Below are 26,415 nucleotides of genomic sequence, written 5' to 3' on the forward strand. Positions count from 1 at the left end.
GCGCTCACCTCAAAAGTCGCGCGAACGCGCAAGACCGAACGGCGAGGAGCCCGGCAAGCGGGTGACCTTGCCGCGCGCGCTTTCCAAGCTTGGCCACTGCTCGCGGACGCAGGCTGAACGGCTGATCCTGGATGGCCGCGTATCGGTCGATGGACGTAAAGTCACCGACATCTCCGCCTGGGTCGACCTGGCATCGGCGAAGATCCGGGTCGACGGAACCGATGTGGTCGCCGAAGCGAAGATCTATCTGATGTTGAACAAGCCGCGTGGACTGGTAACGACGCGCGACGATCCCGAGGGCCGGCCGACCGTCTATGACTGCCTCAAGGATTTCGAAGCTCCGCATCTCTCGCCCGTCGGCAGGTTGGACAAGGCGAGCGAAGGCTTGCTGCTCTTTACCAACGATACGGTCTTCGCCCAGACGCTGCTCGATCCCCTCACCCACATCACGAAGACCTACCATGTCCAGGTCAACCGGATCATGGACAGCGAAATGCTGGCTGCGATGACTTATGGCGTCCGCCACGACGGCGAAGTTTTGAAGGCAACGTCCGCGACGCTGTTGAGGAGCGGCGACAAGAACGCCTGGATCGAGGTCGAACTCGATGAGGGCCGCAACCGCCAGATCCGCCGCATGCTGGAAACCCTGGATGTCGAATGCCTTCGCCTCGTGCGGGTTGCGATTGGAGGTTTAGCGCTCGGCGAGTTGCCGAGGGGTGCAGTGCGCGTGTTGACGGATGCAGAACTGAAAGAGCTGCGCAAGCGCGCAGGCATGGAAATGGCAAGACGGAATTGAGTGCATGACGGAATTGGCGGCGCACGAGTTTTGGCAGAAGATCCACAGCCCGGGCACCTTCAGGAGCGACGGCGATTTCTCCACATCCTATATCGCCGAGCTTGAAGACGGGCGCCAGCTTCGATTGCCGGTACGCGTGCTGGCAGACGGCCAACATGCGCTGGCCTCCCTGATCATCAATCAGGCAAGCTTCGAAATTCTCGATGTACTGGCGCAATCGCTTGCCGAGAAGCTCAAGTCTTTTGAGGTCGACGTTGTTGCCGGCCTGCCGACACTTGGTCTGACGCTCGCAGCGGCCGTGGCTCAGAGGTTGGGGCATACGCGATATGCGCCGCTCGGGACCTCTCGGAAGTTCTGGTACCGCGATGACCTGTCGGTGGCGCTCTCGTCGATTACCACCCCCACCCAACAGAAGCGTCTTTATATAGATCCGCGTATGCTGCCGCTGCTGGAGGGGCGACGTGTGGCGCTGGTCGATGACGTCATCTCCAGCGGAACCTCGATCGTTTCGGGCCTGCGGCTTCTTGCCGGGTGCGGGGTCGAGCCTGTTGCGATCGGTGCGGCGATGCTACAGTCACGCCGCTGGTGCGAGACCCTCGATGCTGCCGGTTCGCAATGGCGGGAAAGAACAGTTGGTGTGCTCTCCACCCCGATGCTGGAGATCACCGAGACCGGCACCTGGCGCCGGCCTGCTGTCTGAGCGCATCATCAGCGTGGAGCGCGGAATGCGATATTTCGCTCTGTACAGCGCAGGCCGAACCGCTACATTCTCGCCGTGGATTGAGGTTCGGGGCAAACCATGACGTTCGATCAAGCATCCTTGCTGATCCTCCTGCTCGCGATGCTCGTTCTGTTTTCGTTGGAGCGCTTCCGCATCGAGGTGGTCGCGATTTCAGGCCTGCTCGCCGGTTATGCTCTCCATCTTTATTCCGCAGAGCAGGTTTTCTCCGGCTTTGCCAGTCCAGTGGTCGTCACCGTCGTCGAGATCCTGCTCATCGTGCAGGTCCTTGCGCGGGCGCAACTTTTCGGTCAGCTCGCGGATTTTTTCGTACGGGCCAGATTTTCAAATACTGCGGTCATCGCCACCTTGTCGGGAGCGGCCGGCTTCATCTCCATCTTCATGAATGACATCGGCGCCTTTTCGATCGCCCTACCGGCAACGCTGCGCGTGAGTGCCGCGCTCGCGATACCAAAACGGCAATTGATCATGCCCATCTCCTTTGCTGCCCTCTTGGGTGGGATCGTATCGCTGATCGGCACGCCCGCGAACATGCTTGTCAGCAATGCCTGGAAGGAGGCAAGCGGCACCGGCTTTCGCCTTTTCGATTTTGCCTATGTCGGCCTTCCGGTCGCCACCGTCGGCATCGTGCTGACGGCATGGTTCGCACCGCGCCTGTTTCCGAACGAAATCGACGAGGCGCTTTCGGCAGAACTTGCCTCGCCGCCGAGACGCAGGATCACGGAACGACGTATCCCTGCGGGCTCCTCGCTGATCGGTGCGCGCCTCTCGGATCTGCCCGATCGGTTCTCGCTGCAGCCGCATACGCTCGTTCGCAATGACAAGTTCGTGTTCGGTATGCCGGAGAAATTGGTCGTCGAGGCGGGCGACCTGCTGTTAGCCGAAGCGGACGATACGGTGTTTGATGGGCTTCAAACGTCCGGAACGCTGCTTCCGCAGCGACGTCCGAGGGCAGCCATGGCCGATCTCGACTCCGTCGAGGCGGTCGTGATGCCGGAGAGCACACTGGTCGGCTCGCGACTGCATTCTCTGGAGGTATTCAGCAGCCGCGACGTCACGGTTTCCGCCCTCTCGATGCGCTCACCGCGGATCGAGGGGCGCTTTGCCGATCTGCAGTTGTCGATCGGCGACATTCTGGTGTTGGAGGGCGAGCAAAAGGCGATCGCCGAAGCGCTCGAGGAGTGCGAGTGTCTCCCGCTGGCGTCGCAACCGCCGTCCCGAATGTCGGTATCGTCCTGGCAGCCCTTTGCCATTTTCGCCGCAGGCGTCGCGGCGACGGCCTTCGAACTCGTCACGCCTGATCTTGCGTTTGCGGGCGTCGTGCTTGCCCTGGCACTCCTTAATTACCTGAACATTCGCCAGGCGATGGCCGACCTCAACTGGCCAATTATCATCATGCTTGGCGCGATGATCCCGATAGGTTCCGCCGTCGCTACAACCGGCACCGCCCAAGTCATCGCGGCGGCGCTCGGTTCCATGGTGTCGCTGGCCGAACCGACCACGGGGGTGGCGCTCGTTCTCTTTCTGTCAATGCTCCTGACGCCCTTTGTCAACAACGCGACCGTCGCGATCGTCATGAGCCCCATCGCCGTCGCCTTCGCAGCAACCGGGCATCAGTCTCCATCCGCCTATCTGATTGCCGTCGCCGCAGGCGCCTCGCTGGATTTTCTGACGCCGTTCGGCCACCATAACAATACGCTGGCGATGGGCGTCGGGAGCTACCGCTTCAGCGACTTCCTGAAGGCCGGCGCACCGCTGACGGTGGTGAGCTATGGTCTTACACTACTTCTCATCTATCTCTTCTGGCTTTAGTAGCGGGTTTGCTTGACATCCCCGGCGATGGAACTAGAGCAGGGGAAAGTTCACGATCAATGCAGAAGGATGGTCGAGCCCGTGCGAATCCTCTCCGAAGCCCATTTCCCAGAGCTCCCCAATTACTATCGCGGTAAGGTTCGCGAGAATTACGACCTTCCGGACGGGCGGCGCATCATCATCAGCACCGACAGACTGAGCGCCTTCGACCGCATTCTTACCTGCATTCCCTACAAGGGTCAGGTGCTGACGCAGACGGCTCGCTACTGGTTCGAGGCGACGAAGGACATCTGCCCCAATCACATTCTCGACTATCCGGATCCGAACGTTGTCATCGGCAAGCGTCTCGATATCCTGCCGGTCGAAATCGTCGTCCGCAGCTATCTCGCCGGGACGACGGGGACATCGATCCTCACTCTTTATAAGAAGGGCGAGCGCGAGATGTACGGCATGCGACTGCCGGACGGCATGCGCGACAATCAGAAGCTTCCGACGCCGGTTATCACGCCGACGAGCAAGGAATTCGATGGTGGCCACGACGAACCGCTGACGCCGGCAGAGATCGTCGAGCGAAGACTCTTGACCAAGGAGCAATGGGATACGCTGTCGCGTTACGCGCTGGCTCTCTTCGAGCGCGGCCAGGAACTTGCGGCCAAGCGGGGACTCATCCTCGTCGACACCAAATACGAGTTCGGCACGGACGAGAGCGGCGACATCATTCTCGCGGATGAAATTCATACACCAGACAGCAGCCGCTACTGGCACGCCGACAGCTATCAGGCAAGCTTCGAGGCAGGAACGCGCCCGACAAGCTTCGACAAGGACTTTGTTCGCGCCTGGGTTGCGGAGCGCTGCGACCCCTACAAGGACGAGATCCCGGAGATCCCGGTCGAGCTGATCCAGCAGACCTCCGACGTCTACATCAAGGCCTACGAAAGCATCACGGCGCAACGCTTTGTTCCCGACAACAGCGGCGCAACCCCGGTCGAGCGCATCCGTAAAAATCTGTCAGCCTACTTCTCTTAATGTCGCCGGGCAGGAAGCCTGCAACATGGGCTTGCAGGCTTTCAGTCGTCGGCGCTAGCATCTGCAAAACTGGGTGCCGACCTCGAGCCGGCGGGGGAATGGATGGCACGCAGGCCAAGACGCAAGGCCGAAGAGACCCGTGAAGACATTCTGTCTATGGCAGAATTGTTGTTCCGCCAACGCGGTTTCGTCGCCGTTTCCATCGCCGACATTGCCGCCTCGCTCGGTATGTCGCCGGCCAACGTCTTCAAGCATTTCCGTTCCAAAACCGCGCTTGTCGACGCCATTGCGGAACGCCACCTCGGCGACGTCGCAGATCGCTTTGCCACCTTTGACGACGAACTGCCGCCAAACGAGCAGCTGCTGCGCTTTGTGTTGCGCCTGCTCGACAGCCATCTGCAGGACATCCAGCAGAACCCATATATCTTCGAAATGGTCCTGATGACGGTGCAAGCCAAACTCGAGGCCGGCAATCGATATAGGGAGCGCATCGTTCAGAAGCTCGACGAAATCATACGGGACGGTATCGCCAAGGGACGCTATCATTGCAGCAGCCCGGAAGATGCCGCCAACACCGTCGCCGATGTCCTGGCGAGCGTCCTGCACCCGGTTCTGATCGCCCGTGATGATAAGGACACACTTGTCCACCGCGCAAGGCAGATCGTCATTTTCGTAGATGCCGCACTGCAAAATTGCGCTTGCTAAGTGACGATTCATAACTTACGTCACTTCGTAAAGTCTTTCTTAAATTCGGATCAGTGGCATTCGATTCTGGATCGATGATCGGCCTTCATCGTTGATGAAGGTCATTGGTTCGGACGCCACCGCACAAGGAATTCATTATGATACGGCGCATTTTCCTCGTTTCGTCCGCACTTGCTATCGGCGGCTTGCTCGTCGCATGCAGCGATAGCGGTAACAAGCAGGGCGCAGCCGGCACCGCTGGCGCAGCCGCTCAACAGGCCGCCCCGGTTGGCGTCATATCCCTGGCGAAGGGCACCTTCCCCGTCACCACGATCCTGCCCGGCCGCGCCGAAGCTTCGCAGATCGCCGACATTCGCCCACAGGTTAGCGGCATCATTCGCGAGATCCCCTTCAAGGAAGGTGGCGAAGTCAAGAAGGGCGACGTTCTTTATCAGATCGAAGACGCGCCTTATCTGGCAACTGCTGCGCAGGCGCGCGCCGCCATTGCCAAGGCAGAAGCAAGCGTTCCAAGCGCGCAAAGCAATTTCGATCGTTATCAGCGCCTTGTCGGTTCCGGCGCAACGCAGATCGAGCTTGAGACGGCGCGCACCAATCTTCTGCAGGCGCAGGCCGAGGTCGAATCCGCAAAGGCGGCCCTGACCGCCGCCGAAATCGATGTCGACCACACGAAGATCACTGCGCCCTTCGACGGCGTGATCGACCAGACGGCATACAATGTCGGCAACGTCGTCGCGGCCAACCAGACGACGGCGCTCACCACCGTGCGCCAGCTCGATCCCGTCTATATCCTCCTGACGGAATCGAGCACCAACTTGCTGCGGCTTCGCGACGCGATCCGCCGTGGCGAAGTCAAGGGCAATGCCGGCAACGCCGCCTTCCGCCTGATCCTGGAAAACGGCAAGGAATATGATCAGAAGGGCACCCTCGACATGTCGAAGTCCGTCGTCAGCGAGACGACCGGCACCTTCATCATCCGCGTCCGCTTTCCGAATCCTGATCACGTCATCCTGCCCGGCATGTATGTCCGCGCCACGCTAGAACTCGGTGCAGAGGTCGGCTATGCGCTGCCGCAGCTTGCCACCAGCCGGAATGCAAATGGTGAGTTGACCGCGCAGTTCGTCTCGGCCGACGGCAAGGTCGAAACCCGCATCTTCGAGAATGCATCGCCCTCCAACAATGCTTGGCTCGTTGCCGAGGATATCAAGGACGGCGACCAGTTGATCGTCAGCGGCCTGCAGTCGATTGCGGCAGGCATGCCCGTCAAGCCAATGCCGATGAAAATCAATGAAAAGGGCATCGTTGTGCCCGCTGATCAGGCCGCATCCGGTGAAGCGCAAAAGCCCGCCGCGAAGTAATCGCGACGAACCGTGATCAGAGCCGCACAGGAACAGTAAGCCAATGGCCAAGTTTTTCATCCGACGCCCGATCTTTGCTTGGGTCATCGCGATCACGATCATGCTCGCGGGCTTGCTCGCAATCTTCACGTTGTCGATTTCGCAATATCCTGACATCGCACCGACCACGGTGCGCATCAATGCGACCTATCGCGGCGCGAGCGCCGAAACCGTCGAAAAATCGGTGACGACCATCATCGAAGATGGCATGACCGGCCTCGACGACCTGACCTATATGACGTCGACCTCGTCGACCGGGTCTGCCAGCATTTCGCTGACGTTCGGCACCAGCGTCGACCCCGACATCGCGCAGGTGCAGGTCCAGAACAAGCTCCAGCTGGTCCAGTCCAAGCTGCCCGGTGACGTCATCGACGCCGGCATCAGCGTCACCCGCTCGACCTCGAGCATTCTGCTCGTCGGTTCGCTGGTTTCGACCGACGGCAAGCGCAACTCGGTTGACCTCGGCAACATCATGTCGACGTCCATTGAAGATCAGATCCAGCGCCTGGAAGGCGTCGGCAGCATCAATATCTTCGGCTCCGGCTACGCCATGCGCGTCTGGCTCGATCCCTACAAGCTGTTGAAATACCAGCTGACGACCGGCGACGTTACATCCGCAATCGAGGCGCAGAACACTCAGGTTTCGGTCGGCTCGCTCGGCGCCCAGCCGGCCGTCGACGGCCAGCAGCTCAACGTCACTATCACCGCGCAGAGCCAGCTGACCACCGTTTCCGACTTCGAGCACATCATCCTGAAGGTCGAGAAGGACGGCTCCACCGTCCGCCTCAGCGACGTCGCGCGCATCGAGATCGGCCAGGAAAGCTACGGCGGCTCGTCGCGCTACAACAGCCAGCCGTCAAGCGGCTTTGCCGTCAACCTCGCCATCGGCGCCAACGCAATCGATACAGCCGCCCGCGTCCGCTCTGCCCTCGACACCATCAGTCGTGGCCTGCCTGAGGGCGTGGAGATCACCTATCCCTACGACACGACGCCGTTCGTCGAGCTGTCGATCGAAAAGGTCGTTCACACGCTGATCGAAGCCATTGTCCTCGTCTTCATTGTTCTGCTGGTCTTCCTGCAGAACCTCCGGGCAACGCTCATTCCGACGATTGCCGTGCCGGTGGTTCTGCTCGGCACTTTCGGCATCCTCGCGCTAGCCGGGTATTCGATCAACACACTGACGATGTTTGCCATGGTGCTCGCAATCGGTCTTCTCGTCGACGATGCGATCGTGGTCGTCGAAAACGTCGAGCGCATCATGACGGAAGAGAAGCTCTCACCGCTCGAAGCGACCGAGAAGTCGATGGGCGAAATCACCGGCGCAATCGTCGGCATTGCACTCGTGCTGACCGCCGTTTTCATCCCGATGGCGTTCTTCGGCGGCTCGACCGGCATCATCTACCGCCAGTTCTCCGTGACGATCGTGTCTGCGATGCTGCTCTCGGCCGTGGTTGCGATCGTGCTGACCCCCGCGCTCTGCGCGACCATGCTGAAGCCCGTTGCCGAACACCGGAAGCACCGGATCGGCGATTGGTTCAACCGCAACTTCACGCGTTCCACCAACGGCTATGTCAGAACCATCGGCTACCTGCTCAAACGGCCGATCCGCGTCATGCTCGTCTTTCTTCTCATCGGCGTCGGTTGCGCTTATCTGTTCAACCGCCTGCCGAGCTCCTTCCTGCCGCAGGAAGATCAGGGCGTTCTGCTGACCATCGTCACCACGCCTCCCGGGTCGACCACACAGCAGACCCAGGCCGTCGTCGAGAAGGTGGAGAAATACTACCGCGAGAACGAGAAGGATGCCGTCGATTCCGTCTTTGGTGCCCTTGGCTTCGGCTTCAACGGCTCCGGTCAGAACAGCGCGATCGTCTTCACGAAACTCAAGGACTTCTCGCTCCGCACGGCCCCCAACCTGCATGCGCAAGCCGTCGTAACGCGCGCCCTTAAAACCTTCTTCACCTTCCGTGAAGCGCAAGTTTTCGCGTTGTTGCCACCGGCCATCCAGGGTCTCGGCGTCTCGAGCGGCTTCTCCATGTATCTCGTCGATACTGGCGGTCATGGCACCGACGCTCTGGACGCTGCCTCGAAGCGCTTGATTCAGGCTGCAAACTCCAGCGGCAAGGTCGTGGCGCTGCGCAGCAACAACAAGGACGTCGAGCCGCAGATGAAGATTGTCATCGACCAGGAGAAGATCGGCGCGATGGGCGTCGATATCGCCGCGGTCAACTCGATGCTCTCGGTCATCTTTACAGGCCGCGACGTCAACGACTTCACGTTAAACGGCGAGATCAAGCCGGTCTATGTGCAGGGCGATGCCCCCTTCCGCATGCAGCCGAACGATCTGGACCATTGGTACGCGCGCAACGCGAGCGGCGAGATGGTTCCGTTCTCGGCCTTCACCCGCACTGAATGGGTCAAGGGCGCCCCGACCCTGGCGCGCTTCAACGCGGTGAGCGCCATCCCGCTCGAGGGTGCATCGGCGCCGGGCGTGAGCTCCGGCGACGCCATGAACGAAATGGAAGCTTTGACGGCACAGCTTGGTGGCGGCTACACCGTGGCCTGGCAGGGTATCTCTTATCAGGAGCGCTTGTCCGGTTCGCAGGCACCGATGCTCTATGCGATCTCCGTGCTTGTCGTCTTCCTCTGCCTGGCGGCGCTTTACGAAAGCTGGTCGATCCCGTTCTCGGTCATCATGGCCGTGCCGGTCGGCGTACTCGGCGCCCTTGCCGCAGCAACGCTCTTTGGTCAGGCAAACGACGTCTACTTCAAGGTCGGCTTGCTGACGACCATAGGTCTGGCGGCGAAGAACGCGATCCTGATCGTGGAGTTTGCAAAGGACCGGATGGAAACAGGAATGGGACTGCTCGAGGCGACCCTCGAGGCAGCGCGCTTGCGCCTGCGCCCGATTATTATGACCTCGCTTGCCTTCATTCTGGGTGTCGTGCCGCTGGCGATTGCAACCGGGGCGGGCTCCGCGGCGCAGAACGCAATTGGCATCGGCGTGCTCGGCGGCATGCTGGCAGCAACCGCGCTCGGCATCTTCTTCGTCCCCTCATTCTTCGTTGTCATCCGCCGGATCTTCTCGCGGACGCAAAAAAATGAAGCGTGAGTGTGATATAAATGCACTGTGAGAAGATGAGACTCGTTGATACATTGCCGCCAACTGCTTCGGGATGGTGTTTCTCGTATGAGCGAAGCGCGGCCGATAGCGAAGCATGAAGGCTTCTGACAAGAATAGATTTGGTCGAGTTACAGGAAGATTTTTAATGGCATCTTTTCGCTTCGCCTCTCCGGCGCTTCTGCTTTTGCTCGCGGGCTGTGTGAGCGGCCCGGACCATGTTCCCCCGGAGATGCCGCTTCCGGCGAAGTTCAGCGAGGGCGGCGCCAAGAACATCGGCGACGTGTCGACGGCGGCCTGGTGGACGGCCTATCGCGACACCCGGCTGAACGGTCTGGTGGTTGACGGGCTGAACGAGAACCTTACGGTTCAGCAGGCGCTGGAGCGCATCAATGCGGCTGCCGGCGGCGTCACCGTTGCCGGGGCCGGCTCGCTGCCGAGCCTGTTGGTCGGCGCCAGCCACACCACCAGCGGCAGCATGGGCGAGCGCCGCACGGCGAGCGGCGCCACCAACATCAGCGGCGGCGAAGCCAACGTCTCCTGGCTGCTCGACCTGTTCGGCCAGTACCGGCGCTCGAAGGAAAGCGCCCAGGCGAGCCTCGATGCCGCCTATTCCAGCGCCGACGTCGCCAAGCTCACCTATCTGCAGGACCTGGTGAACTCCTACATCGACCTGCGCTTCTTCCAGGAGCGCCTGGCGCTGTCGCGCGCCAACCTGAAGTCGCGCAAGGAAACCTACCAGCTGACCCAGTTCCAGCTCGAAGCCGGTGCCGCCTCGCGCCTCGACGTCGTCCAGGCCGAAGGTCTGGTGCAGTCGACGCAGGCCGAAATCCCCGGGCTGGAGACCAATATCCGCGTCGCCGCCCACCACATTGCCACGCTGCTCGGCCAGCCGGCCGGCTCGCTGCTCGGCGAGCTGTTGAAGGCCGCGCCGCAGCCGATCTTCCGCGGCGGCATCGCCTCCGGCATCCCGGCCGACCTGATCCGCAACCGGCCCGACATTCGCGTTGCCGAGCGCAATCTGGCGGCGGCTACCGCCAATATCGGCGTCGCCATCTCGCAGCTCTACCCGACGATCACCCTGTCGGGCTCGATCTCGCCGACCTATGTCAAGCCGGCCGGCTTCTCCGGCGGCAGCCTGACCACCTGGTCGTTCGGCCCGACCCTGACGCTGCCGATCTTCGACGGCGGTCAACTGCGCGCCAATGTCGACATCGCCAAGTCCGATGCCAAGACGCAGTATCTGGCCTGGAAGCAGACGGTGCTGACTGCTGTCGAAGAGGTCGAGAACGCCCTGTCGGCGGTGCGCCGCGACGCCCAGACGGTGGAAGCGCTGCGCGCCCAGGTCAAGACGACCCAGGAAACCCTGGAACTGTCGACCGCCAGCTACAAGGACGGCGCCTCCTCGCTGCTCGACGTGCTCGATGCGCAGCGCCAGGTATCGCTGGCCCAGGCGAGCCTGGCCGCCTCCATCCAGCAGATGGCCAAGGACTATGTCTCCCTCAACGTCGCCATCGGCGGCGGCTACAATCCGGGCGCACCCAGAACCACCGCGCCGCCAAAGGCAAGCTGAGCAACAGCAGACAAGAAGCCCGCTTCGGCGGGCTTTTTTATTGCCGCCATCCGCATCCCAATGCAGGATAAAGCAGGGCGGCGGCGATTTTGGATTCGACAATACCTATGGCCTGATGTACGCAATGATTAAACGATTAATCTACGCATGTCGGAAACCATGCCTCCAACGCGACCTGGACCGAACCTGAGCAGGATTGCAACGTCGCTTGGTGTCTCCGTCGCGACGGTTTCCAATGCGCTCTCCGGCAAGGGCCGTGTTTCCGAACAACTGGCAGAGAGGATCAAGGAACATGCGGCCGAACTCGGCTATGTTCCGAGCCAGGCTGGACGGGCGCTTCGCACCGGCCGCAGCGGCGTCATCGGCCTTGTTTTGCCTGACATCGCCAACCCGCTTTTCCCCAAGCTTGCGCAGGCCATCGAATTCGCCGCCAGCGCCGCCGGCTACGGCGTGCTTATCGCCGACTCCCGGGGAGACGTCGCTACCCAGACCGAGGCGATCAACCGGCTGATCGAGCGCGGCGTCGAGGGCCTGGTGATCGTGCCCCGCCGGGCGACCCGAATTTCTGCTGCAGCCTGTCCGGTCGCCGTCATCGATACGGGCTCCACGCCTGGCAACACCGTCGCCGCCGATCACATGCAAGGCGGCTGGGCGATCGCCAACCATTTGGCCGAGCTCGGACACCGGCGTGTCCTCATCATCGGCAACAATCCTGGTTCGAACGTCCAGAACGACCGTGCAGGCGGTGTCCGTTCCGGTCTGCGTCCGGGGATGAGTTCGGCAACTCTCTGGATCGAGACGCTCGAACGGCAAGGCGGCAGCGGATGCAGCCTCGGCCTCGCTGAAAAGGTGCGCGAGGGCTATACGGCATTTGCTGCGCTCTCGGACCTGCAGGCGCTGCGAGCTCTCACCGAGTTGCAGCGCGACGGCATCGACGTGCCCAGCATGGCAAGCGTTACCGGCTTCGACGACCTCATCTGGTCGCCAGTCATTACCCCATCCCTGACGACCGTGGCGATGGACATGCACACCATTGCGGAAATCGCCATCTCGTCCTTGCTGCAAACGATAAAGACGCGCGGCAGCCGCGAAGGCGTGCTTGTGACGTCCGAAACCGACCGCGTTCCGATGCAACTGATTGTTCGCCAATCCTCCGGGCCGGCGGACCCGACAAGAATATCCTGACAGACGGAGAACAGCTGACATGAAGACTGCCCTCATCGCTTCCGCCGCGCTACTGGCGCTGTCGCCCCTCGCCGCGAAAGCGCAGGAAAAGACGCTGACGATTTCCGTCTATGCCTTTGCTCAGGACGATTTCAAGACGATCGTCTACGATCCCTTCGAGCAGAAGTGCAGCTGCAAGATCGTGGTCGAGACCGGCAACAGTGTCGAGCGTCTCGCCAAGATGGAAGCCAATAAGGCGAACCCCGCTATCGACATGGCAGTCGTCTCCATGGCCGATGCCCTGTCGGCCACGCGCAAGGATCTGATCGACAAGGTCGATACCTCGAAGCTCTCCAATTTCGGCAAACTCTATGATCTCGCCAAGGATCCAAACGGCGACGGCATGAGCGTCGGCTACACCTTCTATGCCACTTCGATCGCCTACCGCTCCGACAAGATGAAGGTCGAGTCCTGGGCAGACTTGCTGAAGCCGGAATATGTCGGCCACGTCGCCTTCCCGAACGTCACCACCAACCAGGGGCCACCGGCGCTCTACATGCTCGGTCAGGCGCTCGGCAACGACAGCCCGGACCTGAAGGCGCCGATTGCGGCGCTGGGCGAGAAGAAGGACGAGATCGTCACCTTCTATGAAAAATCCTCGCAACTCGTGCAGCTTATGCAGCAGGAGGAAATCTGGGCGGCGCCGATCGGTCGCTTCTCCTGGGCAGGCTTTACCAAGCTCGATGTTCCCGTTGCATGGGCAACCCCCAAGGAAGGCCAGACCGGCGGCATGAACGTCATGGTCGTTACCAAGGGTTCCAAGAACCGCGATCTGGCGCTCCAGTTCATGGATTTCTGGCTCTCCACTGAGATCCAGACGAAGCTCGCCGAAAAGCTGGTCGACAGCCCGGCCAACAAAGACGTCAAGCTCTCCGAGGAAGCCGCCAACAACCTGACCTATGGCGAAGACACCACCAGGAGCCTGAAGCTAATCCCCTCTGCAGCTGCACTCGATAACCGTGCCGGCTGGCTGAAGGAATGGAACGAGAAGGTCGGTCAGTAACTCTCCAGGCCGGCTCTGGCCCTTGCCCGAGCCGGCTCTTCATCCGTCGAAAGTCACTTCATGTTTCAAAACCGCGCAGAAGCCCTGGCGCTTGCCCTGCCCGCAGCAGTTTTTGCCGCGCTGGTCTTCCTGCTGCCCGTCGTCGTGCTGCTCTCCGAGGGCTTCCGCATCGACGGCAGCTGGACGCTCGGCGCCTATACCGGCTTCTTTTCGGAGTCCCTGAACCGCACCGTCTTCCTGCGCACGTTTCGGCTCGGGCTTGAGGTGACCGCGCTCTCAGCCGTGATCGGCTATGCGGCGGCCTTTGCCATCGTCAACCTGCCGCCCAAGGGCAAGGGCAGGATGATCGGCCTCGTCACCTTACCGCTGATGATCTCGCCGGTCGCCCGCACCTATGCCTGGATCGTCATTCTCGGCCGCACCGGCATCGTCAACGAGACCATCACCGGCCTGGGTCTGAGCGACACGCCTCTGCGCCTGCTGTTCACAGAAACGGCCGTTTTCATCGGCCTGTTGCAGCTTTTCCTGCCGCTGATGATCCTGTCGCTGATCAGCGCGCTTGAAAACATGCCGAAGGATGCCATCCCCGCCGCCCGCGTGCTAGGCGCCAACTGGTTTCAGGTCTTCTGCAAGGTGATCCTGCCGCTTACCCGGGAGGGCCTCGTCGTCGGCGGTACGCTCGTCTTCACCGGGTCGCTGACAGCCTACATCACCCCCGCCGTCCTCGGCGGCTCGAAGGTGCTCATGCTGGAAACGCTGCTCTATCAGCAGGTGTCCGTTGCCAACAATTTCGTCGCAGCCAGTGTCATCGCCTTCATGCTGATCGTCATGAGCTTTGCCGCCAACATCCTACTCAAGCGCCTTGCCACGGCGAGGAACAAGCGATGACCGCCCGCGTTCTCTCTCCGGTCGTTCTCGGTCTGCTGCTGATCTTCCTGATCGGCCCGTTCCTGATCATCATTGCCGCATCGCTCTCGGCCGGCGACACCCTGGCCTTCCCGCCGCAGGGCCTTTCCCTGAAATGGGCCACCAAGGTCTTCACCATCGACAGCTTCCGCGAAAGCTTCGCCATGTCGATGTTCCTTGCCATCGTTGGCACGCTTTCGGCGCTCATTCTCGGCATCCCGGCTGCCTACGCGCTCTCGCGCTACAAGCTGCCCTTCGGAGAGACGGTGCGCACCATCGTCTCGCTGCCGATCATCGTTCCAGGCATCGTCGTTGGTCTGGCGTTGCTGCGCTATCTCGTCGTGCCCTTCGGCTTCAACATCACGCTCGCATTGTTCATGGCGCATACAGCGCTTGTTCTGCCCTATGCCGTGCGTGTTGTTTCCGCCAGCCTAAACAACCTGCGCTCGGATATGGAAGAGGCGGCCGTCCTGCTCGGCTCCTCGCGCGTTGGCGCCTTCTTCCGCGTCGTGATGCCCAATATCCGCGGCGGCATCCTGGCCGCCTTCATTCTCGGCTTCGTGACGAGTTTCAACCAGGTTCCCGTTTCGCTCTTCCTGTCCGGCCCGGGCGTGCGCACCTTGCCGATCGACATGCTGGGCTACATGGAAACCACCTACGATCCGTCGATTGCTGCGCTCTCCTCGCTGCTCGCCTTCCTCTCCATCGGCATCGTCTTCCTTGCCGAACGCTTCCTGGGGTTCTCTCGCTATGTCTGACCGTTATCTTCAACTCGACAAGCTGACGCTTGCCTACGGCGACACGGTCGCAGTGAAGGATCTCGATCTCGCGATCGCCAAGGGCGAACTCGTCGCCCTCCTCGGCCCGTCGGGCTGCGGTAAGACGACCACGATGCGATCGATCGCCGGCTTGCTCGGACCGGCCTCCGGCCGCATCACACTCGACGGCGACGACATCACACGCGTTTCGGCCAACAAGCGCAACGTCGGCCTCGTTTTCCAGTCCTACGCCCTCTTTCCGCATCTGACGGTCTACGAGAACGTCGCCTTCGGCCTGCGCCTGAAAGGCATCGGCGGCAAGGATCTCGACGCCAAGGTCAGCGCCGGCATCAGGTCCGTCGACCTTTCCAAGTTCGTCGATCGCAAGCCTGCGGAGCTGTCGGGCGGCCAACAGCAGCGCGTGGCGCTCGCCCGCTCCATGGTGATGGAGCCGAAGGTGCTGCTGCTCGACGAGCCGCTTTCCAACCTCGATGCGCGCCTGCGCCTGGAAATGCGCGCCGAACTCCAGCGCGTCCAGAAGGAAACAGGCGTCACCATGATCTTCGTCACCCACGATCAGATCGAGGCGCTGGCGCTTGCCGACCGGATCGTGGTGATGCTGAACGGCGGCATCGAGCAGATCGGCACGCCTGAGGAAATCTACAACAAGCCGGTCTCGGCCTTCGTCGCCGATTTCGTCGGCTTCGAAAACGTCTTTGCGTTGGAGAATGGGAAGCTTGCGACATCCAACAGCCTCGTCGACCTTTCAGGTCCAGCGCCGCAGGCCGCAAAGGGCCTGGCCTGGCGTCCGCGCATGGTGATCCTTGGTTCAGGTCCTTTCCAAGGCACCGTGCGCGGCACGTCGTTTGCTGGAGACACCCGCGAATACCTTCTCGACACACCGCTTGGCGCGATCAAAGCCGAGGTCGATGCCGAGCTGCCGGCCCATGCGATCGGCGCCACGCTCGCATTCGACCTGCCGCTTGCCGCAGCAGCGCCCCTCTCACGCTACAGGTAACATCATGGGCGTCTGGATCGACACCGACATGGGCTTTGACGATATCGCCGCGATCCTTGTGGTGACCCACGTGAAGCTCGACGTATCAGGCATCTCGCTCGTCTTCGGCAACACGCCGCTGCCCCAGGTCCGCGTCAACGCCGCCGGCGCTGCCAAGGCCTTCGGCTGGACCTTCCCCGTTCACACCGGCCGGGCCATGCCCGTTCTCGGTGCCCTGGAGACGGCACAGGCGATCCTCGGCAAGACCGGCATCCCGACCAAGGGCAAGGGCCTGCCTGCCGCCCCGCCCTTGGACGACAGCGATGCGTTTACCGCGCTTTGCCGCTGGCTGGAGGCGGACGGCCCGCACCGCATCCTCGCGCTCGGACCGCTGACCAATATCGCCACCGTGGCCTTGGCACGCCCCGCCCTTGCCGCCCGGATCACGGAACTCACCTGGATGGGCGGTGCCGTCACGTCCGGCAATCACACCGCATCGGCCGAGTTCAACGCCTTGGCCGACCCTGAAGCGCTCGCCATCGTTCTCGCCCACGGCCTGCCGCTGCGCATGGTCGATCTGGATCTCTGCCGCAAGGTCGTCGCAACACCCGACGACGTCGCGCCGGTGCGCGCCGCAGGCGGCCGCAATGCGACGCTGCTCGCTGACATGCTCGACGGTTACATCGGCATCGGCACGAGCCGTGGCAGGCATGGAATGGCGATCTATGACCCCTCCGCCGCTGTCGCCTTTGCCGCACCCGAGATCGCCAGCTTCCGTCCTGCCCGGATCGAGGCTGAACTGCAGGGCCAGCATAGCCGCGGCCGCACCGTTGTTGAGACGCGGGCGACGCACGCCACATTCAATGCGGAATACGCAATTGACATCGATGTCGAGAAGGCGCGCGCCCTCATCCTCGGCGCATTGATTGATGAGGCCAGCCGATGAGCGCCGCGGAACCGAGGGACCTCAACGATCCCACGCTTCGCGAGCGCGCCGTTGCCGCCGCACGCGGCGACGCGCCTTTCGACATCCTGATATCAGGCGGACGCCTGCTGGATGCCGTCACCGGCCTTACCCGCGAAGCCGACATCGGCATCGTGGGGCCGCTGATTGCAAGCGTCCATGCGCCTGCCAGGCGTACAGACGCAACAGAAACGATCGACGCCACAGGCAGCATCATTTCGCCCGGCCTGATCGATACGCACATGCATATCGAAAGCTCGATGGTGACACCGGCCGAGTATGCTGCAGCCGTCGTTCCGCGGGGTGTCACAACGATCGTCTGGGATCCGCACGAGTTTGGCAATGTGCATGGGCTGGACGGCGTGCGCTGGGCGATCGAAGCCTCCCTCGGCCTGCCGCTCCGCACGATCGTGCTCGCACCTTCATGCGTTCCCTCCGCCCCGGGGCTTGAAGTCGCCGGCGCCGATTTCGACGCCGCGGTCATTGCCGAAATGCTCCGCTGGCCTGACGTCGGCGGTGTTGCCGAGGTGATGAACATGCGCGGCGTCATCGACGGCGATACCCGCATGACCGCAATCGTCAATGCCGGTCTCGCCGCCGGAAAACTGGTCTGCGGACACGCGCGTGGGCTCGAAGGCGCCGATCTGAACGCCTTCATGGCGGCTGGCGTCACCTCCGATCATGAGCTGACCTCCAGCGCTGATCTGCTGCAGAAACTGGCGGCCGGCCTGACCATTGAGCTGCGCGGTTCGCACGACCACTTGCTGCAGGAATTCGTGAGTGCCCTCAACGCCATCGGCCATCTGCCGTCAACGATCACGCTCTGCACCGACGACGTCTTCCCGGACGAACTGAAGGACGGAGGCGGCCTCGATGACGTGATTCGCCGGCTCGTCCGGTATGGAATGAAGCCGGAATGGGCGCTGAGGGCAGCAACGCTTAACGCAGCGCAGCGATTGAAGCGTTCGGATCTTGGCCTGATCGCTGCCGGCCGGCGGGCCGACATCGTCCTGTTCGAAGATCTGGTTGACTTCGCCACGAAGATTGTCATCGCCAATGGCGAGATCGTATCGACGGCCGGCGAGATGAATGTCCGCATGCCCTCCTTCGAGATTGCAGCCCTGCAAAACTCGGTCAAGCTGTCACCGTTGACGGAGAACGACTTCAGGGTTCCAGCCGAAGGAAGGCGGGTTCGCGTCGCGACGATCGATCGCCCGCGGTTTACGCAATGGGGCGAAGCCGAGACCGTCGTCAAAGACGGTTTCGTCGTGCCTCCCGCCGGCAGCACGATGATTGCGGTCGCCCATCGGCACGGAAAAGCCGATGGGCGTCCGCGCGTCGGCTTCCTCACGGGTTGGGGAACATGGCGTGGGGCCTTCTGCACAACGGTTTCCCACGACAGCCACAACCTTACGGTTTTCGGCGGCAATGCACGTGACATGGCGGTCGCTGCCAACGCTGTGATTGCCGCGGGCGGCGGGATGGCCGTGGCCAGGGATGGTCAGGTTGAAACCCTTCTGCCTCTGCCAGTATCCGGCCTTGTCACCGAGGCGCCATTGGAGGAGACGGCCGCCTCCTTCAGGGCGGTGCGAAAGGCGATGGAAACGATCGTCGACTGGAAACCGCCTTACCTCGTTTTCAAGGCCTGCTTCGGCGCAACGCTTGCCTGCAACATTGGCCCGCATCAGACGGATCGCGGCATCGCTGACGTCCTGACCGGCAAGGTTCTCGAGAGCCCTGTGATCGAGGTTCTCTAGCGCGAGGAATAGCCGCATCCGGGCGTTTTGCCCCCGGGTGCGCCCGGCGGCCGGCCATGGCAACACGTGCCTCATCGGCCAAACGACCTAAAGCTCGGCCTTCAGCTCGCGCTCGACCAGCGTCGTCCAAAAGGCCACGCCGTAGCCGATTGCACTGTCATTGAAGTCATACGCGGTGTTGTGATGCAGGGCGCCATCAACAGCCGGCCCGTTGCCGAGCCAGACGTAGCATCCCGGCGCATTCTGACCGAAAAAAGCGAAATCGTCGCCGGCGGTCGAGGGCGGAAAATCCGTACGCACGTTTTCCCCGAACACCGCGACGGCTGCACCGAGCGCACGCTCGGTGGCGTTCCTGTCGTTGACGACAGGCGGGATGCGCCGTTCGAACTGATAATCGACCGCAATGCCGAACATCGCTGCCGTACCAGTCGCAAGCCGGCCGATTTCTTCGTCGAGCTGATCGCGAACGTCAGGCGAATAGGCCCGAGCCGTACCGCCGATTTCAACAGTATCGGGTATCACGTTAAGCGCCTTCGGGTCGCCGGCCTGCAACGAACATGCACTGATCACGGCCGGCTGCAGCGGATCGACGACACGCCCGACGATCGTCTGCAAAGACGCAAGGAACGTCCCGGCCGCCGTGATCGGATCCTTGCCGAGGTGTGGCTTGGCGCCGTGCGTACCTGTGCCGCGAAACGTTACGCGCCAGCTGTCGGACGATGCCAGTCGCGGCCCCTCGACGACGGCGATTTCGTCGACGGCAAGGCCCGGCATGTTGTGCAGGCCGTAGACGGCATCGCACGGGAACAGCTCGAACAGGCCGTCCTCGACCATCTTGCGTGCGCCGCCCCTGCCCTCCTCGGCCGGCTGGAAGATGAAATGCACGGTTCCGGAAAAGTCGCGTGTTGCCGCCAGATGTCGTGCCGCGCCGAGCAGCATCGCCGTATGTCCATCATGCCCGCAAGCATGCATTTTCCCCGCAAATTTGGATTTGTAGGGACGATCCGCCACCTCCGGCATCGCAAGCGCGTCCATATCCGCCCGCAATCCGATCGTCCGCGTACCGTTGCCGACCTGCAGCGTGCCGACCACGCCCGTGCCGCCAAGCCCCCGATGGACCTTGATGCCGGCCTCTTCCAGAAGCTTCGCCACGATGGCGCTCGTGCGCTCCTCCTCGAAGCCGAGCTCGGGATGTGCGTGCAGATCGCGACGCAATTCGGTGAGGAAGGGCAGATCGGTCTCGATCCGGGCGGGAATGGGCATGGGCCTGGATGTCCTGTAAATGCAAGCGGGCGCCAGAACAGCGCCCGTCGCAATCCATTCCTTATTCAGCAACCAGCCCGGAAATTCAACCTTTTCGAACGGCTTATACCACGGTCTCCCGCCGTCGAGCGTGCGGACGCGGCATCGCGGCAAGGGTTGGCCGGCACGGGAGATATCACCGTCCCGCAGATGCACCCATCCTATCGGCGCACGCTTGACACTGTCGAAAACCGGATGGCCTAATCGCCGCAACGCGAAAGGGCTACCGATGAGCGATGATCACACTTCGAGCGACAGCAAGCTCACCACATCGAAGCGCCGCTGGGCCGCGGAGGGAAAATTTCTCACCGGCCGCATCAGTCGGCCGGAAACCGAACGCTTGCCGCCCGGACAACACCTCGTCAAGACTTGGCCGGTCCTGGATCTCGGCCAGCAGCCGCTCATCTCGACCGAGACCTGGCGCCTGGAAGTCCGCGGACTTGTCGAAACTCCGCTTGATCTCACTTGGGCCGCCTTCCAGGCGCTCGAGCAGAGCACCAAGGTCACCGACATTCATTGCGTCACCACATGGTCGCGCTACGACAACAAATGGAAGGGTGTGTCGACCCGCGACCTGCTCGATCATGCGATGCCGAAACCCGAGGCCCTGTGTGTGATGCTGACGAGCTACGACGGCTACACCACGAACCTGCCGCTCTCCGACTTCGCCGCCGAGGATGCGATCCTCGCAACCTCCTGGGAGGGCCTGCCGCTGACGCGCGACCACGGCGGGCCCATGCGGCTCGTCGTCCCAAATCTCTATTTCTGGAAAAGCGCGAAATGGCTGCGGCGTATCGATCTGCTGCCGGCCGACGCAGCGGGCTTCTGGGAGAAGAACGGCTATCACATGCATGGCGATCCCTGGCGTGAACAGCGCTACTCCGGGGATTGATACCAGTAGCGATGACTGCCGGTGCCAGATGACCGAGCCGTTACCGCAATCTGCGCGCTATAGTTTGCCAGATACCCTGCCGCTGCCTCTCGTTACCCCGCGACCATAAACCCGTTTAACGGGTAGTTCGCGTGAGTGCGAATTCGCCTCAGAATAGATGCAGAAAGCAATATATTTTTTAAATTAATGCCTTACGACGATTTGAACGCTGTCCACTATTGACCTCTACCCATTTTGGGTTGTTGTTGTAGGCCGATTCCAGATATCGCGTATGGGTTGATGAACAAGGATACTTCATTTCACACTGTCACGCAGAAGCTGCTGGATGCGTGGTTGCATACCACCCCCCAGCTGCCTGCCGCGCCGGAAGATATCTACCGCGACGTCCTCGACCTTCTGACGATCAGGATGAGGATGACGCTCGTCGTTCTCGACGGCGAGGATCCGCTGCAATGGCATCTGAAGGTCGTGCGCCCCTCTGGCTTCAGTTCGCGTCTCCTGAACATCAACAAGCTCTTTGCCGATCAACGCATCGGCGAGTTCAAGGATCGTGCCTACATGGAAACGGCCGTTATCCCGCGCTATCGCGAGGTGATCGCCACGCGGAAACCTTCGATGGAACTGGTCAAGACGAGGGTGCTTGGCGTCAACCTCGGATACGAGCGGTTGATCCTTCCGCAAAAGACAGCGGCGCGGCGCCCATCCTGGTTGCTGACGGTCTCGAATGGCCGCTTCATGTTCAACCCGCCGCAGCAGCAAGCCCGCATGGATGCGACGGACGAAGCGGTGATCCAGCTTTTGACGGAAGGCGCGACGGCCAAGGAGATCGCAGCCGATCTCGGAATCTCGCATCGGACGGTCGAGCACCGCTTGGAGCGCATGAAGGAGCGTTACGGCGCGAAGAATACTGTGCACCTCGCAGCCATGCTGGTTGCAACGCACTTCGACCGCGATGTGGAAAAGAGCTAGGGCGTGATCCGCCGAAGCAGGCGCCGCCCGCAATAGAACACAGCCAGGATCGCCGCCGCGAGCGCCGTCAACGTCGCCATACTTGCAGGATGCAGCGGAACGTCCCTCCACGCCGGGCGAACGACATCGGCAGTATTGAACGCCTCACCGCTAAACTGGCAAGTGATCAGCGCCAAGCCGCGCAGCACCATGCCGGCATCGATCGCCGAGACGATGGCCTCGGCCTCGACAGCCTCACCGCCCATGCCCCGCATCGATAGCAGCACGGCCTTCGTTGCAGCAAGATATGCATGCGAGCACTCATTGAATGGACTGGCCTCGTCCGTCACGCCACCGGGCATTTTTCCCCAGAGGCAGTAGGCGTGCTGGATTTGCGCATAGTTGAGTACGCGTCGGAACGGCTCGTTCGTGTCCGTGGCACGCGCCGCGAGATCGATGATCCGATCGCGATACTCTGCGATCATGATCATTTCGCCATGTGAGATTTCAGCGATTGCGATGCCGGTGTGGGGACCACTGCTGCTCCGCTGGTGCGCGCTTGCCGCAACAGACCACAGCTGCAGCACTGCTATCATTGCCACGATGAAAATCGAACGCCGGTTGGTCATCGCCTGGTTCAGGCTCCGGATCGCTCCGGAGCCTTCTCCGATCAACGAAAAGCCGGCGCGCGTCCGCGCGAGCTGGCAGCGACACCAAGCTTGCGTTCGGCGAGTGCGCCGAAGGCCAGGCCAAGGACGCCCCAGAGGATCACGTGCATGCCGATCGAAGTCGTACGGAAACGCCAGAGGACCATCGCCGAATAATTCTCCGGCACCTCGTTGATCGGTGGCAGCAGATACTGCACGAGCCCGATGAAGACGACATAGGCGAGACCTGCTGCAATCGCCGCGTTCCAAACCCCAAACCGAGGCGCCAGGCGGCGTGCAAGCGCAATTGCCGCAACGAGCGCGGCGATCGAAACGACGATCATCAGGAAGAACAGCTCGGTCCTGACGCCGATTGTGTCAGGGTTGCCGACTGCCGGCGGGTTGGCCGGATATTTGATGTTGGGTACGATGACAACGGCGACAAAGGCCGCAATCGCAATGACCGCAGACGTTCCGCGCGCTCCAAGCGTGCTTAACCGGCCTTGGACGAAAGCAAAGACGAGCGCAAACAGGCCACCGACGGCGATACTGTAAGCCATCACGCCGGTGAACAGACCAAAGCCCGCCTGCGTGGCACGGCTGACGATTTCGGGTTCGCCAGCTTCGCCTGCCGCCTGGGCAGCGGCTTCCTCGAACGCAATCGCCTGGTCGACAAGCGGCTCACCAAAGGTATGGGCAAAGGCGAAAACGAGGACGCCAGCGATCAGGCCCGCGAGCATCCCGCGAAGCAAGAGATTTCCAACCATGTCCGGAACTCCCTAGTGGCAGGGGAAGCCGAGCAGATGCCGGCCGTCATGCACGAACTCGTGCACGTACATACCGTTGAAAAGCGCCATCGCGCCCTCTTCGGTGCCGACGAAATAGATGGCGATGAGCATCAGCAGACCGCCGAAGATCGCCCAGGGCAAAAGCTCGCCAACCGGAATCGGGGTCGGTACGGCGACGGGCGCAAAAGTAGAGTCAGACATGTATTCCTCCTGGAATGACGCGTTCAGTCGAGAATTGTTGCGTGGTAGGGTCTGACTTCCAGTCTGAGGTATCCTCATCCTGATCACAGTGGCGCGACCGCACCGGAATTTCACCGGTTTCCAAACCCACAACAACACCGTTATATCTGCGGCTTCGAACCTGTCAACGAAAGTTCATGCAGTGACAGGCCACCCCTCCTTGTTATCCGGAGACGACCAACGTGATGACGCGCCTCACCTGGATCTGCCATGGCTCGACCGCCGCCAACCGCGAGGCGCGCTTCCCCTTGGACGAGCCCTTGAATGAGAAGGCAGTCATTGCCACGCAGGCAATTGCGCCCCGCCTTCGGCACGCCGATAACGTCTTCGCTAGCCCGACTTTGCGCACGCGTCAGACGGCCGATGCGCTCGGCCTGCAGCCCGCATTCTCGGACGCGCTCGCCGATTGCGATTTTGGCCGCTGGGCGGGACGTTCGATCGCCGAAATCCAGCAACTGGAGCCGGAAAACCTTGCGGCCTGGATGGCGCGGCCGGAGGAGGCTCCGCATGGTGGTGAGGCAATCGCTGCCGTGTGCACGCGTGTAAACGCCTGGCTGAGCCAGCGCTTGCAGGCCGGCGGCCACATCGTCGCCATTACCCATGCCGCGGTGATTAGGGCGGCCATCATCAGCACGCTGAACGCACCCGTCGCGTCATTCTGGATCGCCGACATCGAACCACTCGCAATCGTCCACATGACGAGCAATGGAAGCCGCTGGTCACTGCGTGTCGAAGGCGCAACGGCCTAATTTTCAAGCCGATGTTTTAGGCCAGCCTTACGCAAGCACGCCATGCCATAGCTTTTGCGACCCGACACCGTCGGGCCGTCAATCCTTGCCCCAAGGAGGATCAAGCATGCCCTATGATTGGAGCGGCGCGCAGATGCGGCGCACGCGCCTGCTACGCATGACCGCCGTTGTGATGCTTCTCCTGCTTGTCATCGGCGCATCCCTACTGATCAGGCCCTGAGAACGACAGGCGGGCGCCTGCACCGTTCGCCTTTCGAGCCCCCTCACCCTTCCGCCGTAGTGCAGATACCAAGAATTCGCCCTTTGGCTTCAACATACCCTTCAGACTTCAATGATACACCGGCGCCCGGGTGGAGATGGAGTGAAGCATGCCGGTATTCTTCCAGAGCAGGGCCGGGAGGCAATGCCTGTTGGTCCTGGCGTCGGGGTTAACGCTGTGGCTCGTCGGTGCGATCCTCGAATTGGACAACTGGCTGGTCGCTTTCGTCGGCGCCTACGAGAACTATGGTGCAGACAAGCTCGTCCTCGCGCTTGGCATCGGCGGCGCCATGAGCTTCGTCTATTCGATCTTGCGCATCGTCGACCTGCGCAAAGAGATGGAATTGCGAGCCAGCGCCCAGGCTAGGGCCGACTGGACGGCAACCCACGATCACCTTACCAAACTTCCCAACCGTTACGCATTCGAGCGCAAAGTTCTTCCGCAAAGGACAAAGACCGACGTCGAAGACGACGAGTGGGACCGGAATGTTACGATTTTCTCGGTCGACCTCGACGGCTTCAAGAAGGTCAATGATCTCGTCGGCCATAACGGCGGTGACGCCCTGCTGATCGAGGTGGCAAAGCGCATCTGTGCGATCGGAAATGCTGATTGCGTCTATCGTTTTGGCGGCGACGAGTTTGTCGTCGTTGCGCTCGGCCTCTCCCCTCGGCACGAGGAACGCTTCGCGCGGTTGCTCATCCAGGCCGTAACACGTCCCATCCATATCAATGGGTTTGCCGTCGAAGTCGGCGCGAGCGTCGGTTACGATCGCTGGGACCAGGGTCGGGAACCGCTCGAAGACGCCGCCCATCGTGCCGACCTGGCCATGTACGAGGCCAAGTCACGCGGACCCAACCACCATATGGCGTTTGAAGCCTCGATGCAGGACAAGGTGGCAAAGCGCGCAACGCTGGAATCCAAGCTGCGTGTCGCAATCCAGAACAAGGCGATCCGACCGTTTTATCAGCCGTTGATCGATCTCAAGAGCGGCAAGGTCTGCGGCTTCGAGGCGCTCGCCCGCTGGACGGATGAAGAGGGCGCCGCCATTCCGCCGCCCGTCTTCATCGGGATTGCCGAAGAAACCGGAATGATTACCGAGCTCTTCGAAGATCTACTGGCGCAGGCCTGCAGGGATGCCCTGGCCTGGGACGACCACGTCACCCTGTCTTTCAACGTCTCTCCGGTGCAGATGGAGGACAAGCTGCTGGCCTCGCGCATCTTCAAGGTGCTTTCGGCAAATGGCCTGCCACCGCCCCGCCTGGAGATCGAGATCACCGAGAATGCGCTGATTCAGGATCCGGCAGTTGCCGCCATCATTCTGGACGAGCTCCACGATGCCGGCGTGCAGATCGCCCTCGACGATTTCGGCACGGGTTACTCAAGCCTCGCCCAACTCGCCCGATATCGCTTCGACAAGATCAAGATCGACAAGAGCTTCATCGCGACCTACCGCGATGATGAGCGCCAGGAAAAGATCATCCGCGCAATGCTTGGGCTCGGCCGCAGTCTCAACATCCAGACCACTGCAGAAGGCATCGAGGAGCATCGCCAACTCGGGCACCTGCTTCAGCTCGGATGCGATGTCGGACAGGGCTATCTGTTCGGTAAAGCCATGCCTGCCGAAGAGACGCGCTCTTTTCTCGATCGTGACGAAGCATTGGCCAGCGGATAAGCGCCGCGAAATACGCGCCGCTCACCACGTCGCACATCAGAAATTCGTGATGGAACCCTTTCAAGCAGGGCAACGTTCGCTCGTTGGTCCTGTGGGCGGACACTTCCACTGAAAGTGTATCTGCATGCCGCATGGGCCGCGATCAT

23 protein-coding genes (1 of these 23 only partly in view) are annotated in these 26,415 nt (G+C 61.6%); 19 read left to right on the forward strand and 4 right to left on the reverse strand.

Annotated elements, in window-relative coordinates:
* The 15 genes from LPU83_RS55015 to LPU83_RS55085 all read left to right on the forward strand — a co-directional run.
* On the forward strand, positions 1-796 hold the 3' portion of the coding sequence (locus tag LPU83_RS55015) for a pseudouridine synthase (RefSeq protein WP_024318821.1). 11 nt of this gene lie to the left of the window's left edge; the window shows 796 of its 807 coding nt (coding positions 12-807); its start codon lies beyond the left edge, outside the window; it ends in the stop codon at positions 794-796.
* 4 nt (positions 797-800) lie between these two features.
* The gene (locus tag LPU83_RS55020) at positions 801-1,496 is read left to right on the forward strand and encodes a phosphoribosyltransferase (RefSeq protein ID WP_024318822.1); all 696 of its coding nucleotides are present in this window, start codon (positions 801-803) and stop codon (positions 1,494-1,496) included.
* A 99-nt stretch (positions 1,497-1,595) separates the two neighbouring features.
* Positions 1,596-3,347, forward strand: coding sequence for an SLC13 family permease (locus LPU83_RS55025; RefSeq protein ID WP_024318823.1), 1,752 nt, complete (start codon positions 1,596-1,598; stop codon positions 3,345-3,347).
* Between the two features lie 81 nt (positions 3,348-3,428).
* Positions 3,429-4,373 (forward strand): phosphoribosylaminoimidazolesuccinocarboxamide synthase, encoded by a 945-nt coding sequence (locus LPU83_RS55030; RefSeq protein WP_024318824.1) that lies wholly within the window; start codon positions 3,429-3,431, stop codon positions 4,371-4,373.
* A 102-nt stretch (positions 4,374-4,475) separates the two neighbouring features.
* A complete protein-coding gene (locus LPU83_RS55035) occupies positions 4,476-5,078 on the forward strand; it encodes a TetR family transcriptional regulator (RefSeq protein WP_024318825.1) in 603 nt (200 codons plus the stop codon).
* A gap of 137 nt (positions 5,079-5,215) precedes the next feature.
* Complete coding sequence (locus LPU83_RS55040; RefSeq protein ID WP_024318826.1) at positions 5,216-6,433, forward strand: efflux RND transporter periplasmic adaptor subunit; 1,218 nt, start codon at positions 5,216-5,218, stop codon at positions 6,431-6,433.
* Positions 6,434-6,476: 43 nt separating this feature from the next.
* Positions 6,477-9,581, forward strand: coding sequence for an efflux RND transporter permease subunit (locus LPU83_RS55045; protein WP_024318827.1), 3,105 nt, complete (start codon positions 6,477-6,479; stop codon positions 9,579-9,581).
* A gap of 157 nt (positions 9,582-9,738) precedes the next feature.
* Positions 9,739-11,163, forward strand: a complete 1,425-nt coding sequence (locus tag LPU83_RS55050; protein ID WP_024318828.1) for an efflux transporter outer membrane subunit — start codon at positions 9,739-9,741, stop codon at positions 11,161-11,163.
* 159 nt (positions 11,164-11,322) lie between these two features.
* Positions 11,323-12,348 carry a LacI family DNA-binding transcriptional regulator gene (locus LPU83_RS55055; RefSeq protein WP_024315468.1) on the forward strand — a complete coding sequence of 342 codons (1,026 nt, stop codon included), beginning with the start codon at positions 11,323-11,325 and terminating at the stop codon, positions 12,346-12,348.
* A 19-nt stretch (positions 12,349-12,367) separates the two neighbouring features.
* Positions 12,368-13,390: an ABC transporter substrate-binding protein gene (locus tag LPU83_RS55060; RefSeq protein ID WP_024315467.1), complete on the forward strand. Its 1,023-nt coding sequence runs from the start codon at positions 12,368-12,370 to the stop codon at positions 13,388-13,390.
* Between the two features lie 60 nt (positions 13,391-13,450).
* Complete coding sequence (locus LPU83_RS55065; RefSeq protein WP_024315466.1) at positions 13,451-14,278, forward strand: ABC transporter permease; 828 nt, start codon at positions 13,451-13,453, stop codon at positions 14,276-14,278.
* Positions 14,275-15,054, forward strand: coding sequence for an ABC transporter permease (locus LPU83_RS55070; protein ID WP_024315465.1), 780 nt, complete (start codon positions 14,275-14,277; stop codon positions 15,052-15,054). The genes LPU83_RS55065 and LPU83_RS55070 overlap by 4 nt, the downstream gene beginning before the upstream one ends.
* Complete coding sequence (locus tag LPU83_RS55075) at positions 15,047-16,072, forward strand: ABC transporter ATP-binding protein (RefSeq protein WP_024315464.1); 1,026 nt, start codon at positions 15,047-15,049, stop codon at positions 16,070-16,072. The genes LPU83_RS55070 and LPU83_RS55075 overlap by 8 nt, the downstream gene beginning before the upstream one ends.
* Positions 16,073-16,076: 4 nt before the next feature.
* Positions 16,077-16,997, forward strand: a complete 921-nt coding sequence (locus tag LPU83_RS55080) for a nucleoside hydrolase (RefSeq protein WP_024315463.1) — start codon at positions 16,077-16,079, stop codon at positions 16,995-16,997.
* Entirely contained in the window at positions 16,994-18,772 is a 1,779-nt protein-coding gene (locus LPU83_RS55085; RefSeq protein WP_024315462.1) for an adenine deaminase, read from the forward strand. The genes LPU83_RS55080 and LPU83_RS55085 overlap by 4 nt, the downstream gene beginning before the upstream one ends.
* Positions 18,773-18,859: 87 nt before the next feature.
* Here the strand turns inward: LPU83_RS55085 and LPU83_RS55090 are convergent, their stop codons facing one another.
* A complete protein-coding gene (locus LPU83_RS55090) occupies positions 18,860-20,035 on the reverse strand; it encodes a M20 aminoacylase family protein (protein WP_024315461.1) in 1,176 nt (391 codons plus the stop codon).
* 268 nt (positions 20,036-20,303) lie between these two features.
* On the opposite strand from LPU83_RS55090, the gene LPU83_RS55095 reads away from it, so the two are divergent.
* Positions 20,304-20,966, forward strand: coding sequence for a sulfite oxidase-like oxidoreductase (locus tag LPU83_RS55095; RefSeq protein WP_024315460.1), 663 nt, complete (start codon positions 20,304-20,306; stop codon positions 20,964-20,966).
* Between the two features lie 333 nt (positions 20,967-21,299).
* Positions 21,300-21,935, forward strand: a complete 636-nt coding sequence (locus LPU83_RS55100) for a helix-turn-helix transcriptional regulator (RefSeq protein WP_231052268.1) — start codon at positions 21,300-21,302, stop codon at positions 21,933-21,935.
* On the opposite strand, the gene LPU83_RS55105 is transcribed toward LPU83_RS55100, so the two are convergent.
* From LPU83_RS55105 to LPU83_RS55115, 3 genes are read right to left on the reverse strand one after another with little or no spacing between them, the layout of a single operon-like run.
* Entirely contained in the window at positions 21,932-22,543 is a 612-nt protein-coding gene (locus tag LPU83_RS55105) for a hypothetical protein (protein ID WP_024315458.1), read from the reverse strand. The two genes, LPU83_RS55100 and LPU83_RS55105, sit on opposite strands and share 4 nt — an antisense overlap.
* A gap of 41 nt (positions 22,544-22,584) precedes the next feature.
* On the reverse strand, positions 22,585-23,328 hold the full coding sequence (locus LPU83_RS55110) for a CbtA family protein (RefSeq protein WP_024315457.1): 744 nt from the start codon (positions 23,326-23,328) through the stop codon (positions 22,585-22,587).
* 12 nt (positions 23,329-23,340) lie between these two features.
* A complete protein-coding gene (locus tag LPU83_RS55115; RefSeq protein ID WP_024315456.1) occupies positions 23,341-23,550 on the reverse strand; it encodes a CbtB domain-containing protein in 210 nt (69 codons plus the stop codon).
* A gap of 224 nt (positions 23,551-23,774) precedes the next feature.
* Here LPU83_RS55115 and LPU83_RS55120 point away from each other — a divergent pair, with 224 nt between their 5' ends.
* Entirely contained in the window at positions 23,775-24,338 is a 564-nt protein-coding gene (locus tag LPU83_RS55120) for a histidine phosphatase family protein (RefSeq protein WP_037070032.1), read from the forward strand.
* Between the two features lie 368 nt (positions 24,339-24,706).
* A complete protein-coding gene (locus LPU83_RS55125; RefSeq protein WP_024315454.1) occupies positions 24,707-26,269 on the forward strand; it encodes a putative bifunctional diguanylate cyclase/phosphodiesterase in 1,563 nt (520 codons plus the stop codon).
* Positions 26,270-26,415 lie beyond the last annotated feature (146 nt).

It is taken from the genome of Rhizobium favelukesii, from assembly GCF_000577275.2.
GTDB classification, from domain to species: Bacteria; Pseudomonadota; Alphaproteobacteria; order Rhizobiales; family Rhizobiaceae; genus Rhizobium; species Rhizobium favelukesii.